This window comes from Micromonospora sp. WMMD712 (genome assembly GCF_029581295.1).
Taxonomy (GTDB): Bacteria; Actinomycetota; Actinomycetes; order Mycobacteriales; family Micromonosporaceae; genus Micromonospora; species Micromonospora carbonacea.
Window position 1 is genome coordinate 7,200,276 of sequence record NZ_CP120743.1, and the last position, 16,029, is coordinate 7,216,304.

The 16,029-nt window shown below is 75.7% G+C and carries 2 protein-coding genes; both read left to right on the plus strand.

Going from position 1 to position 16,029, the window contains the following annotated elements:
• Positions 1 to 21: 21 nt before the first annotated feature.
• A complete protein-coding gene (locus O7633_RS30650) occupies positions 22 to 10,962 on the plus strand; it encodes a type I polyketide synthase (RefSeq protein ID WP_282324879.1) in 10,941 nt (3,646 codons plus the stop codon).
• 36 nt (positions 10,963 to 10,998) lie between these two features.
• Entirely contained in the window at positions 10,999 to 15,996 is a 4,998-nt protein-coding gene (locus O7633_RS30655; protein WP_282324880.1) for a type I polyketide synthase, read from the plus strand.
• Positions 15,997 to 16,029 lie beyond the last annotated feature (33 nt).

Genomic DNA, 16,029 nt, shown 5'->3' on the forward strand with positions numbered 1-16,029 from the left:
GACACGAGGAATGGGCGGTCCATGGCTGACGAGGCGAAGCTTCTCGACTACCTCAAGCGGGTCACCGCCGACCTGCACCAGGTGCGCCAGCGCCTGCGCGAGGTGGAGGCCGGCGAGCAGGAACCGATCGCCATCGTCTCCATGAGCTGCCGCTTCCCCGGCGGGGTTCGCTCGCCCGAGGACCTGTGGGACGTCGTCGCGTCCGGCCGGGACGTGGTCGGCGACTTCCCGGCCGACCGGGGCTGGGACCTGGGGGCGCTCTACGACGCCGACGGCGAGCAGTCCGGCACCTCGTACACCCGGCAGGGCGGCTTCGTCCACGACCTCGCGGACTTCGACCCGGGCTTCTTCGCGATCTCCCCCCGCGAGGCCCTGGCGATGGACCCGCAGCAGCGGTGGCTGCTGGAGACCTCGTGGGAGGTCTTCGAGCGGGCCGGCATCGACCCGCACTCGCTGCGCGGCAGCCGCACCGGCGTCTTCGCCGGCTCCACCGGCCAGGACTACGGCGGCGTGCTGATGGGCGCGGCGCAGGGCCTGGAGGGGCACCTGATGACCGGCAACGCCGGCAGCGTCGTCTCGGGCCGGATCTCCTACACCTTCGGCCTGGAGGGGCCGGCGGTCACGATCGACACCGCCTGCTCGTCGTCGCTGGTCGCCCTGCACCTCGCCGGGCAGGCGCTGCGGCAGCGGGAGTGCACCCTCGCCGTCGTCGCGGGCGTCACCGCCATGTGCACCCCGGCCGCGTTCGTCGAGTTCTCCCGGCAGCGCGGGCTGGCCGCCGACGGCCGGTGCAAGGCGTTCGCCGCCGCAGCCGACGGGACGGGGTGGTCCGAGGGCGTCGGCGTGCTGCTGCTGGAACGGCTCTCCGACGCGCAGCGCAACGGCCACCCGATCCTCGCCGTGGTGCGGGGCTCCGCCGTCAACCAGGACGGCGCGTCCAACGGGCTGAGCGCCCCCAACGGGCCGTCGCAGCAGCGGGTCATCCAGCAGGCCCTCGCCAACGCCGGCCTCGCCGCCGGCGGCGTCGACGTGGTGGAGGCGCACGGCACCGGCACCCGCCTCGGCGACCCGATCGAGGCGCAGGCGCTGCTCGCCACGTACGGGCAGGACCGGGGCGACGCCGCGCCGCTGCTGCTCGGCTCGATCAAGAGCAACATCGGGCACGCGCAGGCCGCCGCCGGCGTCGCCGGTGTGATCAAGATGGTGCTCGCCATGCAGCACGGCGTGGTGCCGCCCACCCTGCACGTCGACGCCCCCACCCCCCAGGTCGACTGGGACGCGGGCGCCGTCGCGCTGGTCACCGAGCCGACCCCGTGGCCGTCCGTCGCGCGGCCCCGCCGGTCGGCGGTGTCGTCGTTCGGGGTGTCCGGCACCAACGCCCACGTCATCGTCGAGCAGGCCCCGGCCGTCGAGCCGGCCCCGGCCGACGCCGCGCCGCCGGCCGACCGGCCGGTCGTGCCGGTGCTGGTGTCGGCCCGCGACGCCGCCGCGCTCGCCGCGCAGGCCGGCCGCTGGGCCGACCGGCTGGCCGCCGACGCCGACCTGCGCCCCCTCGACGTCGCCTTCTCGTCGGCCGTCACCCGCTCCACCCTGGAGCACCGGGCGGTCGTCGCCGCCACCGGCCGCGACGACCTCGCCGCCGGGCTGCGGGCCCTCGCCGCCGGGGATGCGTCCGGCGCGGTGGTCGGCCAGGCCGCCGACCGGGGTCCGCTCGCGGCGCTGTTCTCCGGTCAGGGCGCGCAGCGTGCCGGGATGGGTCGGGAGTGGTACGCCGCGTTCCCGGTGTTCGCCGCCGCGTTGGACGAGGTGTGTGGTCACCTGGATCCGTTGCTGCCGCAGCCGCTGAAGCCGGTGCTGTTCGCGGAGGCGGGCACGCCCGAGGCCGAGCTGCTCGACCAGACCGTGTTCACGCAGGCGGGGCTGTTCGCGGTCGAGGTGGCGCTGTTCCGTCTGGTGGAGTCGTTCGGGGTGGTGCCCGACTTCGTCGGTGGCCACTCGGTCGGCGAGATCACGGCCGCGCACGTGGCCGGGGTGCTGTCCCTCGCGGATACGTGTCAGCTCGTGGCCGCGCGGGGTCGGTTGATGCAGGCGTTGCCGGCCGGCGGCGGGATGCTCGCGGTCAACGCGGCCGAGGCCGACGTGGCGGAGTCGATCGCCGGTCGCGCCGACGTCGGGATCGCCGCCGTCAACGGGCCCACGTCCGTCGTCGTCTCCGGGGCCGTCGAAGCCCTCGACGAGGTCGAGCAGCTCTGGCAGGGCCGGGGCGTGCGCACCCGCCGGCTGGCCGTCAGCCACGCGTTCCACAGCCCGCTGATGGAGCCGATGCTGGCCGAGTTCCGGTCGGTGCTGGAGACGCTGACCTTCGCCGCGCCCGCGCTGCCCGTCGTGTCCAACGTGACGGGGGCGCTCGCCGATGGCGACGACCTGCGGACCGCCGACTACTGGGTGCGGCACGTGCGGGAGGCCGTCCGGTTCGCCGACGGGGTCGCCGCGCTGCGCGCCGCCGGGGCGGGCACCTACCTGGAGATCGGGCCGTCGAGCGTCCTCACCGCGCTGACCGCCGAGATCCTCCCCGACGCCGAGGGCGTGCTCGCCGTCGCCGCCGGACGCAAGGACCGGCCCGAGGCGGACGCCCTGCTCGCCGCCCTCGCCGAACTGCACGTGCACGGGACCACCGTGGACTGGCGGCCGTGGTTCGCCGGCACCGGCGCGACCCGGGTCGACCTGCCCACGTACGCGTTCCAGCACCAGCGGTACTGGCCCGAGGCCGGCGTCGGGTGGACCGGCGACGTCACCGCCGTCGGCCTGCGCCCCGCCCAGCACCCCCTGCTCGGCGCGGCCGTCGGCGTCGCCCACGCCGAGGGCTTCCTGTTCACCGGGCGGCTCGCCCGGCGTACCCACCCGTGGATCAGCGACCACGTCGTCTTCGACACCGTGCTGCTGCCCGGCACCGGCTTCGTCGAGCTGGCGTTGCAGGCCGGCGCGCACGTCGGCGCGGACCACGTCCGCGAGCTGACCCTGGAAGCGCCGCTGATCCTGCCCGAGACCGGCGGCGTCGACATCCAACTCTGGATCGGCCCCGCCGACGACACCGGCTGCCGGTCCGTCTCCCTGCACTCCGCCGTCGACGGCGAACCGGCCGAGGGCGGCGAGCGCGGCTGGACCCGCAACGCCAGCGGCGTGCTCGCCAGCGGCCCGGCCGCCCCCGCCGGCCCGCCCGGCTGGTCCGACCTCACCGCCTGGCCACCCCCCGGCGCCACCGAGGTCCCCACCGACGACCTGTACGTCAACCTCGCCGCCCAGGGCTACGACTACGGCCCGTCCTTCATCGCGCTGCGGTCCGCCTGGCGGCGCGGCGACGACCTCTTCGCCGAGCTGGCCCTGCCGGAGACCCCGGCCGCCGAGGCCGGCGGGTACGGCCTGCACCCGGCGCTGCTCGACGCCGCCCTGCACACCCTCGGCCTCACCACGCCGGCCGGCGAACCGTCCGGCGCGGACGTGCCGCCCGGCTACGGCCGGCTGCCGTTCTCCTGGAACGACGTCGCCCTGCACGCGGCCGGCGCGGCGGCGGCCCGGGTCCGCGTCTCGCACACCGGCGCCGACAGCGTCTCCCTGCTCCTCGCCGACGTCGACGGCGCGCCGATCATCTCCGTCGGCTCCCTCGTGCTGCGGCCCGTCTCCGCCGACCAGCTCCGCGTCGCCTCCGGCGGCGGCACCGAGTCGCTGTACCGCATCGAGTGGGCCCCGCTGGCCCTGCCCGCCGGCCCGTCGGGCGCGGACTGGGCGGTCGTCGGCGCCGCCACCGGCCTCGCCGACGCGCTCGCCGCCACCGGGACGGCCGTCGCCGCGTACCCCGACCTGGCGGCCCTGGCCGCCGCGCTGGACGCCGGCACGGACGCGCCCGGCGTGCTGGTCGTGCCGTTCCTCGACCCGCCGGCCACCGGCGACGTGCCGCGCGCCGTCGCCGGGGTCACCCACCGGGCGCTCGACGTGTTGCAGCGGTTCCTCGCCGACGAGCGGTACGTCACCTCCCGGCTCGTCGTGCTCACCCGGGGCGCCGTCGCCACGGCCGCCGACGCCGACCTCACCGACCTGGCCGGCGCGGCCGTCATCGGCCTCGTCCGCTCCGCGCAGTCGGAGAACCCCGACCGGTTCCTGCTGGTCGACGTCGACGACCCGGCCGGCTGCGCCGCCGCCCTCGTCGCCTCCGTCGACACCGACGAGCCGCAGGTGGTCATCCGGGCCGGCGTCGCCGCCGGGGCCCGGCTCACCCGCGTGCCGGCCCCCGCCGAGCCGCCCGCCACCCCGTTCGACGGCGACGGGACCGTGCTCGTCACCGGCGCCACCGGCACCCTCGGGCAGCTCATGGCCCGCCACCTCGTCACCGTCCACGGCGTCCGGCACCTGATCCTCACCAGCCGGCGCGGCCCGGCCGCCGCCGGCATCCCCGAACTCTGCGCCGAACTCGCCGAACTCGGCGCGACCGTCACCGCCGCCGCCTGCGACGTCGCCGACCGCGACGCCGTCGCCGAGCTGCTCGCCGCCATCCCCGCCGCCCACCCGCTCACCGCCGTCGTCCACGCCGCCGGGGTACGCGACGACGGCGTCATCTCCTCGCTCACCCCCGAACGGATGGACGGCGTGCTGCGGCCCAAGGTCGACGCCGCCTGGCACCTGCACGAGCTGACCGCCGGCCTCGACCTGAAGGCGTTCGTCTCGTACTCGTCGCTCGCCGCCACCGCCGGCGGCCCCGGCCAGGGCAACTACGCCGCCGCCAACGCGTTCCTCGACGGCCTCGCCCAGCACCGCAGGGCGCGCGGCCTCGCCGCCCTCACCCTCGCCTGGGGCCTGTGGGCCGACCGCAGCGGCATGACCACCGAGCTGGACGACGTCCACCTCAACCGGATCTCCCGCTCCGGCGTCGCCGCCATGGAAGCCGAGGAGGGGCTGGCCCTCTTCGACGCCGCCTGCCGCCGCACCGACGCCGCCCTCGTGCCCGCCCGCCTCGACCTCGCCGCGATGAAGGCGCAGTTCGCCGGGGGCAGCATCCCGCCGCTGTACCGGGCCCTGATCCGCACGCCCGCCCGCGCCGCCGCCGCGACCACCGGCGCGTCCCTCGTCCAGCAGCTCGCCGCGCTCGGCGACGCCGACCGGGTCGCCGCCCTCGTGGAGATCGTCCGGGGGCAGGCCGCCGCCGTGCTCGGCTACCCCGACCCGGCCGCCATCGAGCCGCGCCGGGCGTTCAGCGAGTTCGGCTTCGACTCGCTCACCGCCGTCGAGATGCGCAACCGCCTCAACAACGCGTTCGGGATGCGGCTGCCCGCCACCCTCGTCTTCGACTACCCCACCCCGGCCGACCTCGCCGCCCACCTCGGCACGGAGATCGCCGGCACGCCGGTGCCCGTCCGGCCCGCCACCACCAGCGTGGCGGTCGGCGACGACGAGCCCCTCGCCATCGTCGGCATGGCCTGCCGCCTCCCCGGCGGCGTGTGGTCCCCCGACGACCTGTGGCGGCTCGTCGCCGACGGCGTCGACGCGGTCACCGACCTGCCCACCGACCGGGGCTGGGACCTCGACAGCCTCTACAGCCCCGACCCCGACGCCACCGGCACCTTCTACGCCCGCGGCGGCGGCTTCCTGCGCGGTGTCGACCGGTTCGACCCCGGCTTCTTCGGCATCAGCCCCCGCGAGGCCCTCGCCATGGACCCGCAGCAGCGGCTGCTGCTGGAGACCACCTGGGAGACCTTCGAAAGCGCCGGCATCGACCCGGCCACGCTGCGGGGCAGCAGCACCGGCGTGTTCGTGGGCACCAGTGGCCAGGACTACGGCAGCCTGCTCGCGTACTCGCCGGAGGCCGCCGAGGGCTACATGCTGACCGGGATGACCAGCAGCGTCATCTCCGGCCGGGTGGCGTACACGTTCGGCCTCGAAGGGCCGGCGGTCTCCCTCGACACGGCCTGCTCCTCGTCGCTGGTCGCCCTGCACTGGGCCGGTCAGGCGCTGCGCTCCGGCGAGTGCGACCTCGCCCTGGCCGGCGGCGTGATGGTGATGGCCACCCCGACCGCGTTCGTCGAGTTCTCCCGCCAGCGCGGCCTGGCCGCCGACGGGCGGTGCAAGTCGTTCGCGGCGTCGGCCGACGGTACGGGCTGGTCCGAGGGCGTCGGCATGCTCCTCGTGCAGCGCCTCTCCGACGCCCGCCGGCAGGGCCGGCACGTCCTCGCCGTGGTACGCGGCACCGCGATCAACTCCGACGGCGCGTCGAACGGTCTCACCGCGCCGAACGGTCCGTCGCAGCAGCGGGTGATCCGGCAGGCCCTGGCCAACGCCCGGTTGTCCACGGCGGATGTGGACGTGGTGGAGGCGCACGGCACGGGCACGACCCTCGGCGACCCGATCGAGGCGCAGGCGTTGTTGGCGACGTATGGGCAGGACCGTCCCGGCGACCGGCCGCTGCTGTTGGGGTCGGTCAAGTCGAACATCGGTCATGCGCAGGCGGCGGCGGGTGTGGCGGGTGTGATCAAGGTGGTGCAGGCGATGCGGCACGGTGTGGTGCCGGCGTCGTTGCACGTGGACGAGCCGTCGCCGCACATCGACTGGTCTGCGGGCGCGGTGGACCTGGTGACGGAGACGCGTCCGTGGCCGGTGGTGGACCGGCCCCGCCGGGCGGCCGTGTCGTCGTTCGGGATCTCCGGCACCAACGCCCACGTCATCATCGAGCAGGGCGACGAGCCTGCGGCCCCGGCCGCCACCGGCGTCTCCGGGCTGCTGGCCGCCGATGTGACGGTGTGGCCGGTGTCGGCGCGGTCGAAGGCGGCGCTGGCTGGTCAGGCGGCCCGGTTGGCCGCTCACGTGCGGGAGCACGGTGACGTGGAGCCGGCGGTGGTCGGTTGGTCCCTCGCCACCACGCGCGCCACCTTCGACCAGCGGGCGTCGGTCGTCGGTTCGGGCCTGCCCGAGCTGCTGTCGGGGTTGGATGCTCTGGCGTCCGGTCTGCCGGCGGGCAACGTGGTGTTCGGTGTCGCCTCTGGTCACGGTTCCGGGCCGGTGTTCGTGTTCCCGGGTCAGGGTGCGCAGTCGGCACGCATGGCCGCCGGCCTGGTCGGCCGCACGCCCGTCTTCGACGCGAAGCTGGCCGAGTGCCAGCGGGCCCTCGCCCCGCATCTCGACGTGGACCTGGTGTCGGTGTTGACGGGGGATGACGAGTCGTGGTTGGAGCGGGTGGAGGTGGTGCAGCCGGTCCTGTGGGCCGTCGGCATCGCCCTGGCGGCGGTGTGGGAGCACGTGGGCGTGGTGCCGCAGGCGGTGGTGGGTCACTCGCAGGGTGAGATCGGTGCCGCCTGCGTCGCGGGGATCCTGTCCCTGGAGGACGCGGCGAAGACCGTCGCCCTGCGGTCGCGGGCGCTTGCGGTGTTGCGGGGTAGCGGGGCGATGGCGTCGGTGGACCTGTCGGCCGACGCGGTGACCGCACGGCTCCACGCTTTCCCCGGTGTGGGTGTGGCCGCGGTGAACGGTCCCGCCACGGTGGTGGTGTCGGGTCCGCCGCAGCCGGTCGCGGACCTGGTGCAGGCGTGCCAGGACGAGGGGATCCGGGCCCGCCTGATCCCGGTGGACTACGCGTCGCACTCCCCGTCGGTGCAGGAGGTGGCGGAGCGGCTCCGGGCGGATCTGGCCGACGTGACCCCGCAGTCGGGTCGGGTTCGGCTGGTGTCGACGTTGACGGGTGACTGGGTCGACCCGGCGTCGATGACGGCGGACTACTGGTATGACAACCTGCGGCAGACCGTGCAGTTCGACGCCGCCGTGCGGGTCGCCGTGGCGGCCGGGCACGCCACGTTCATCGAGATCAGTCCGCATCCGGTGTTGACGATGCCGGTGACGGCGATCCTCGACGACGCCGGGGTCACCGGTCACACGCTGGGCAGCCTGCGCCGGGGCGACGACGACCCGACCCGACTCCTGTCCAATCTGGCCGCCGCGCACGCGATCGGCCTGCCCGTCGACCTGACGAAGGTCCTCGCCGCCGCCCGCACCGTGCCGCTGCCCACCTACGCGTTCGAGCACCAGCGGTTCTGGGTGGAGCCGCCCGTGCACCGGGCGCAGGACGTCGCCTCCGCCGGTCTCCAGGACGCCGGACATCCGCTGCTCAGCGCCACTCTCACCTTCCCCGACAGCGAGCGGATGGTGTTCACCGGCCGGCTGTCGGTGCGTACCCATCCGTGGCTCGGGGAGCACCGGGTGATGGACAACATCCTGCTGCCCGGCACCGCGTTCGTGGAGCTGGCGACGTACGCGGGGGAGCAGGCCGGCTGCCCGAGGGTCGACGAGCTGACGCTGCTCGCCCCGCTCGTCCTGCCCGAGCTGGGCTCCCTCCAGGTGCAGCTCACCGTGGCCGAACGCGACGACGACGGCCGGCGGACCGTGCAGTTGCACTCCCGCCCCTACCGGGACGGCTCCGACGAGGTCCTCGCCGACGTGGCCTGGACCTGCCACGCCACCGGCCTGCTCGCCCCGGCCCCCACCGACCCGCCCGCCTTCGACCTCGGGGTGTGGCCGCCGCCCGGCGCGACCCCCGTCGAGAACGACGACTTCTACTCCGGCATCGAGGCGACCGTCTTCGGATACGGGCCGGCGTTCCGCGGCCTGCGCGCCGCGTGGACCCGGGGCGACGAGGTCTTCGCCGAGGTGGAGCTGCCCGCCGACCACCACGCCGAGGCGGGCCGGTTCGGGGTGCACCCGGCGCTGCTCGACGGCGCGTTGCAGGCCATGTCGATCGGCGGCTTCCTCGGCCGGATGGGCGACGGCGGCGACGCCACCGTGCCCCGGCTGCCGTTCGCCTGGACCGGGGTGTCCCTGCTCGCCGCCGGGGCCACCGCCCTGCGGGTGCGGGTCAGCGCGGCCGGCGAGGTCGGCGTCGCGTTCCAGGTGGCCGACGCCACCGGCGCGCCGGTGCTGCACGCCGAGTCCCTGATCATGCGCCGGGTCTCCGGTGACTCCCTCGGCGCGGCCCGCTCCGGCCGGCACGAGTCGCTGTTCCAGGTGGACTGGCCGGCGCTGCCCGTGCCGACCGGCCCGGTGCCGGCGGCGACCCGCTGGGCGGTGCTCGGCGGCGACGACCTGACCCTCAGCGCCGCCTGCGAGTCGGCCGGCGCGCGGGTGCGCAGCGACGTGGACCTGGACTCGCTCGGCGACCTGCTCGCCGGGGGCGAGCCCGCGCCCGAGGCGGTGATCGTCGGGGTCGGCGGCGGCGGGGACGACGACGCGGACCCGGGCCTCGCCGCGCAGGCGCGGGCCACGACGCACCGTACCCTCGCGGCGGTGCGGACCTGGCTGGCCGACGACCGGTTCGTCGGGTCCCGGCTGGTGTTGGTCACCCGCGACGCGGTCGCGGCGGGCGCGCAGCCGGCGGTCAACCTGGCCCAGGCCCCGGTGTGGGGCCTGCTGCGCACCGCGCAGCTCGAACACCCCGGTCGGCTGCAACTGGTCGACCTGGACGCCGACCCGGCCAGCGCCGCCGCGCTGGCCCCCGCGATCGGCTCCGGGGAGCCGCAGCTCGCGGTGCGGGCCGGCCAGGTGCGCACGCCGCGCCTCGGCCGGGTCCCGGCGGGGGTGGAGCCGCTGCCCGGCGGCGTCGACCCCGACGGCACCGTGCTGATCATCGGCGGCACCGGCGTGCTGGGCCGGATCCTGGCCCGGCACCTCGCCACCACCCACGGCGTGCGGCACCTGCTGCTGGCCGGGCGGCGCGGCGCGGCGGCCGACGGCATCGGCGACCTGGTCGCCGAGCTGGCCGAGGCCGGCACGCGGGTGACGGTCGCCGCCTGCGACGCGGCCGACCCGGACGCGCTCGCGGCGCTGCTGGCCGGGGTGCCCGCCGCGCACCCGCTCACCGCCGTCGTGCACGCCGCCGGTGTCCTCGACGACGGCGTGCTGGAGTCGATGACCCCCGACCGCGTCGACGCGGTGGCCGTGCCGAAGATCGACGCGGCGTGGCACCTGCACCGGCTCACCGCCGGCCTGGACCTCGCCGCGTTCGTGCTGTTCTCCTCGGCGGCGGCCACGCTGGGCAGCGCCGGCCAGGCCAACTACGCGGCGGCCAACGCGTTCCTCGACGCGCTCGCCGCGCACCGGCGGGCCCGGGGGCTGCCCGGCATCTCCCTCGCCTGGGGCCTGTGGGAGCAGGCCAGTGGCATGACTGGCCACCTCGGCGACGCCGACGTGCGGCGCATCGCCGAGCAGGGCGCGGCGGGCCTGGCCACCGGGCAGGCCCTCGACCTCTTCGACGCGGCGTGGCGGCTCGACGCGGCGGCCGTCGTGCCGATGCGCCTGGACGTGCCGGCGCTGCGCGCCCAGGCCGAGGCGGGCGCCCTCGCACCGCTGCTGCGGGCCCTGGTCCGGGCCCCGATGCGGCGCTCGGTCGACGCCGGTGCCCGTGCCGGCGGGGTGCCGCTCGCCCAGCGGCTCGCCGGCCTGGCCGGCCCCGAACGGCTCAAGGTCGTGCTCGACGTGGTCCGGGCCAACATCGCCGCCGTCCTCGGCCACGCCAGCGCCGACGCCGTCGACCCGGGCCGCCTCTTCACCGACCTGGGCTTCGACTCGCTCACCGCCGTCGACCTGCGCAACCGGCTCAACGCCCTGTCCGGGCTGCGGCTGCCGGCGACGCTGGTCTTCGACTATCCGACGCCGACCGCGCTCGCCGAGCGGCTGGCCGGCGACATCGCCGCCGACGCGGCCCCGTCCACCCAGCCCATCTTCTCCGGCATCGACACCGTGGAGAGCCTGCTCACCACCATCCCGCTCGACCCGGCGGCCCGGGACCGGTTCACCGCCCGCGTGCGGGACCTGCTCGCCAAGGCGACCGACCTCGCCGCCGGCCCCGCCGCGGAGCAGGACCGGCCCGATCTCGACGCGGCCAGCGACGACGAGATCTTCGACTTCATCAGCAAAGAGTTTGGAATCTCCTGAGATGACCGACTTCCGGATCGAGGCAGGTGCGACCCGATGAGCGACGACAAGCTGCGGTACTTCCTCAAGCGGGTGACCGCCGACCTGCACGACACGAAGCGCAAGCTCCAGAGCGTCGAGGCCCGTGACAGCGAGCCTCTCGCCATCGTCTCGATGAGCTGCCGCTTCCCCGGCGGCGTCCGGTCGCCCGAGGACCTGTGGGAGATCGTCGCCGACGGCCGGGACGCCCTCACCGAGTTCCCGGCCGACCGGGGCTGGGACCTGGAGGCCCTCTACGACCCGGACCCGAACAAGCCGGGCAAGAGCTACACGCGCGTCGGCGGGTTCCTCGACGACGCCGGGGCGTTCGACCCGACCCTGTTCGGCATCTCGCCGCGCGAGGCCCTCGCCATGGACCCGCAGCAGCGGCTGCTGCTGGAGACGTCGTGGGAGGCCGTCGAGCGGGCCGGCATCGACCCGCTGTCGCTGCGGGGCAGCTCCACCGGCGTCTTCGTCGGCGTGAGCACCTCCAACTACGGCATGGGCCTGCCGAACGTCCCCGAGGGCGTCGACATGTACCTCGGCACCGGCAACACCACGAGCGTCGCGTCCGGCCGCATCTCGTTCACCCTCGGCCTCAACGGCCCGGCCGTCACCGTCGACACCGCCTGCTCCTCGTCGCTGGTCGCCCTGCACCTCGCCGTGAACGCGCTGCGGCGGGGCGAGTGCGACCTCGCCATCGCCGGTGGCGTCACCGTCATGGCCACCCCGGGCGTCTTCGTCGTCTTCTCCCGGCAGCGCGGCATGTCCGTCGACGGCCGGTGCAAGGCGTTCGCGGAGGGGGCGGACGGCACCGGCTGGGGCGAGGGCGGCGGCGTGCTCGTCGTCGAGCGGCTCGCCGACGCCGAGCGCAACGGCCACCCCGTCCTCGCCGTGATCCGGGGCAGCGCCCTCAACCAGGACGGCGCGTCCAACGGCCTCACCGCCCCCAACGGCCCCTCCCAGCAGCGGGTCATCCGGGCCGCCCTCGCCAACGCCCGGCTCGGCACCGCCGACGTCGACGTGGTGGAGGCGCACGGCACCGGCACCACCCTCGGCGACCCGATCGAGGCGCAGGCGCTCATCGCCACGTACGGGCAGGACCGCCCCGCCGACCGGCCGCTCTGGCTGGGCTCGGTAAAGTCCAACATCGGCCACACGCAGAGCGCCGCCGGGGTCGCCGGCCTGGTCAAGATGGTGATGGCGCTGCGCAACGGCGTCATGCCGGAGACGCTGCACATCGACGAGCCGTCGAAGCACGTCGACTGGTCCGCCGGGGCGGTGTCCCTGCTCACCGAGCGCAGGCCGTGGCCCGAGCTGGGCCGCCCCCGGCGCGGCGGCGTCTCCTCGTTCGGCGTCAGCGGCACCAACGCCCACGTGATCCTGGAGGAGTACCGGCCGCAGGCCGCCGCCCCGGACGACGCCGAGGCCGTCGACGCGGAGGCCACCGAGGCCGTCGAGGCGGAGACCGCCGCCGCCGCGCTCGTCGACTCGGACGTGACGGTGTGGCCCGTGTCCGCCCGGTCGAAGGCCGCGCTCGCCGGCCAGGCCGCCCGGCTCGCCGCCCACGTGCGGGAGCACGGCGACCTCGCCCCGGCGGCGGTCGGCTGGTCCCTCGCGACGACCCGGTCCACGTTCGACCACCGTGCCGCCGTCGTCGGCGCGGACGCCGGTGAGCTGCTGGCCGGGCTCGACGCCCTGGCCGCCGGCCAGCCGGCCGGCAACCTGGTCACCGGCACGGTCGTCGGCTCCGGCCCCGGCCCCGTCTTCGTCTTCCCCGGTCAGGGCGCGCAGTCGGCGCGGATGGCCGCCGGCCTGGTCGGCCGTGCGCCGGTGTTCGACGCGAAGCTTGCGGAGTGCCAGCGGGCCCTGGCCCCGTTCCTGGACGTCGACCTGGTCTCCGTGCTGACCGGCGACGACGAGTCGTGGCTGGAGCGGGTGAAGGTCGTGCAGCCGGTCCTGTGGGCCGTCGGCGTCGCCCTCGCCGCCGTGTGGCGGGCGGCCGGCGTCGTCCCGGACGCGGTGGTCGGCCACTCGCAGGGTGAGATCGGCGCGGCGTGTGTGGCGGGGATCCTGTCCCTGGAGGACGCGGCGAAGACCGTCGCCCTGCGGTCGCGGGCCTTGGCCGTGCTGCGGGGGACCGGCACCATGGCGTCGGTGGACCTGTCCGCCGACGTGGTGGCCGAGCGTCTCCCCGCGTTCCCGGGTGTGGGTGTGGCCGCCGTGAACGGCCCGTCCACGGTGGTCGTGTCGGGTCCGCCGCAGCCCGTCGCGGACCTGGTCGACGCCTGCCAGGCCGACGGGATCCGGGCCCGCCTGATCCCGGTGGACTACGCCTCGCACTCCGCCGCCGTGCAGGACGTCGCCGAGCGGCTGCGCGCCGACCTGGCCGACGTCACCCCGCAGCCGGGCCACACCCGGCTCGTGTCGACGCTGACCGGTGACTGGGTCGACCCGGGGAGCATGACCGCCGACTACTGGTATGACAACCTGCGGCAGACCGTCCAGTTCGACGCCGCCGTCCGGGTCGCCGTGGCCGCCGGGCACACCACGTTCGTGGAGATCAGCCCACACCCGGTGTTGACGATGCCGGTCACGGCGATCCTCGACGACGCCGGGGTCACCGGCCACACGATCGGCAGCCTGCGGCGGGGCGACGACGACCCGACCCGGCTGTTGACCAACCTGGCGACCGCGCACGCGATCGGCCTGCCCGTCGACCTCACCAAGGTCCTCGCCGCCGGCGGCACCGTGCCGCTGCCCACCTACGCGTTCGACCACCAGCGGTTCTGGCTCGACGGCAGCGGCGGCGTCGACCTGGAGACGCTGCTCCAGGGCGCGGCCAACCCCGACGACGCCGGCTTCTGGGCCGCCGTGGAACGCGGCGACCTCACCGCCCTCGCCGAGGCCGTCGCCACCGACGACATCCCCGCCTACGAGGCAGTCGACGCGCTCGGCCCCGCCCTGCCGCTGCTCACCTCCTGGCGGCGCAAGCGCCGCCGGCAGTCCGACATCGACAGCTGGCGCTACCAGGACACCTGGAAGCCGCTGACCGGCATCGCCAACCGGGGCATGAGCGGCACCTGGGTGGTGGTCCTGCCCACCGGCGACATCGTCGAGCCCTGGCAGGACGCCTGCGTCGAGGCCGTCACGGCGGCCGGCGCGACCGTCGTCGCCGTGCCCGTCTCCACCACCGACGCCGACCGCGACCTGCTCGGCAAGCTGCTGCGCGAGGCCCTCGTCGCCGCCGACGGCGGCACCGACGAGCCCGCAGACGTGACCGGCGTGGTGTCGCTGCTCGCCTTCGACGAGCTGGTCCACCCGCTGCACCCGTCCGTGCCCGGCGGCTTCGCCGCCACCGTCGCGCTGTTCCAGGCCCTCGGCGACGTCGGCCTGCGTGCCCCCATGTGGGCCGTCACCTCCGGCGCCGCCTCCGTCGGCCGCGCCGACCTGCTGCGCTCCCCGGTGCAGGCCCTCGTCTGGGGCTTCGGCCGGGTCGCCGCCCTGGAGCACCCCGAGCGGTGGGGCGGCCTCGTCGACCTGCCCGAGGCCGTCGACGAGCGCTGCGCCGGCCTGCTGGTCGCGGCCCTCACCGCCGCCGGAGACGAGGACCAGCTCGCGGTACGCCCCGGCGGTCTCCTCGCCCGTCGGCTCACCCGCGTGCCGCTGGGCGACAGCCAGCCCGCCAACCCGTGGGAGCCCTATGGCACGGCGCTCGTCACCGGCGGCACCGGCGCACTCGGCGGGCACGCCGCCCGCTGGCTGGCCTGCAGCGGCGTGCAGAACATCGTCGTCGCCAGCCGCCGGGGCATGAACGCGCCCGGCGCGCAGCAGCTCGTCGACGACCTCACCGCGCTGGGCGCGCAGGCCAGCGTGGTCGAGTGCGACGCCGCCGACCGCGACGCCCTCGCCGCGCTGATCGAGGCGATCCCCGCCGAACACCCCCTCACCACCGTCGTGCACGCCTCCGCCGTCCTCGACGACGCGATGATCAACGACATCCGGCTGGACCAGATCGAACGGGTGCTCCAGGCCAAGGTCGACGTCGCGTACCACCTGCACGAGCTGACCCTCGACCTGGACCTGTCCGCGTTCGTCATGTTCTCCTCCTTCGCCGGCAGCGTCGCCAGCTCCGGCGTCGGCAACTACGCGCCCAGCAACGCGTTCCTCGACGCCCTCGCCCAGCACCGGCGGGGCCTCGGCCTGCCCGCCACCTCCATCGCCTGGGGCGCGTGGGCCGGCGGCGGCATGGCCGACGGGCCGCTCGGCGAGCTGCTGCACCGCCACGGCGTACCCGAGATGGCCCCCGACGCGGCCATCGCCGCCCTGCACCAGGCCGTCGACCACGGCGAGGCGTTCCTCACCATCGCCGACATCGCCTGGGAGCGGTTCTCCGTCGCCTTCACCGCCACCCGGCCCGGCCCGCTGATCAGCGACCTGCCGGACGTGCGGCGGCTCCAGGCGACCGAGCGGATCGCCACCGTGGAGACCGGCGACGGCCCCGACACGCTCCAGGAACGGCTCGCCGGGCTGCCCGCCGCCGACCGGCTCGCCGTGCTGCTCGGCCTCGTCCGCAGCCAGGTCGCCGCCGTGCTCAACTACCCGTCCGCCGAGTCGGTCGACGAGCACCGGGCGTTCCGCGAGCTGGGCTTCGACTCCGTCACCGCCGTCGAGCTGCGCAACCGGCTCGGCTCCGCCACCGGCGTCGCCCTGCCCGTCACCCTCGTCTTCGACTACCCGACGCCGACGACGCTGGCGGAGTACCTCTTCGCCGAGGTCGCCCACGACGACGTGGTCACCCCGACGGTCCTCCTCGACGACCTCGACCGGATCGCCGACAGCCTCGACGTCGTGGCGCGCGACGAGGCGGCCCGGGTGCGGGCCACCGTACGCCTCCAGGCGATGCTCTCCCGTCTCGGCCAGGCCAGCGGCGGCGCCGACATCGGCCGGCACCTCGACGACGCCACCGACGACGAACTGTTCGCGATGGTGGACAAGGACCTCGGCATCTCCTGACCCGCCCCGGCTCACCCCCGTCCCCTTGCGAGG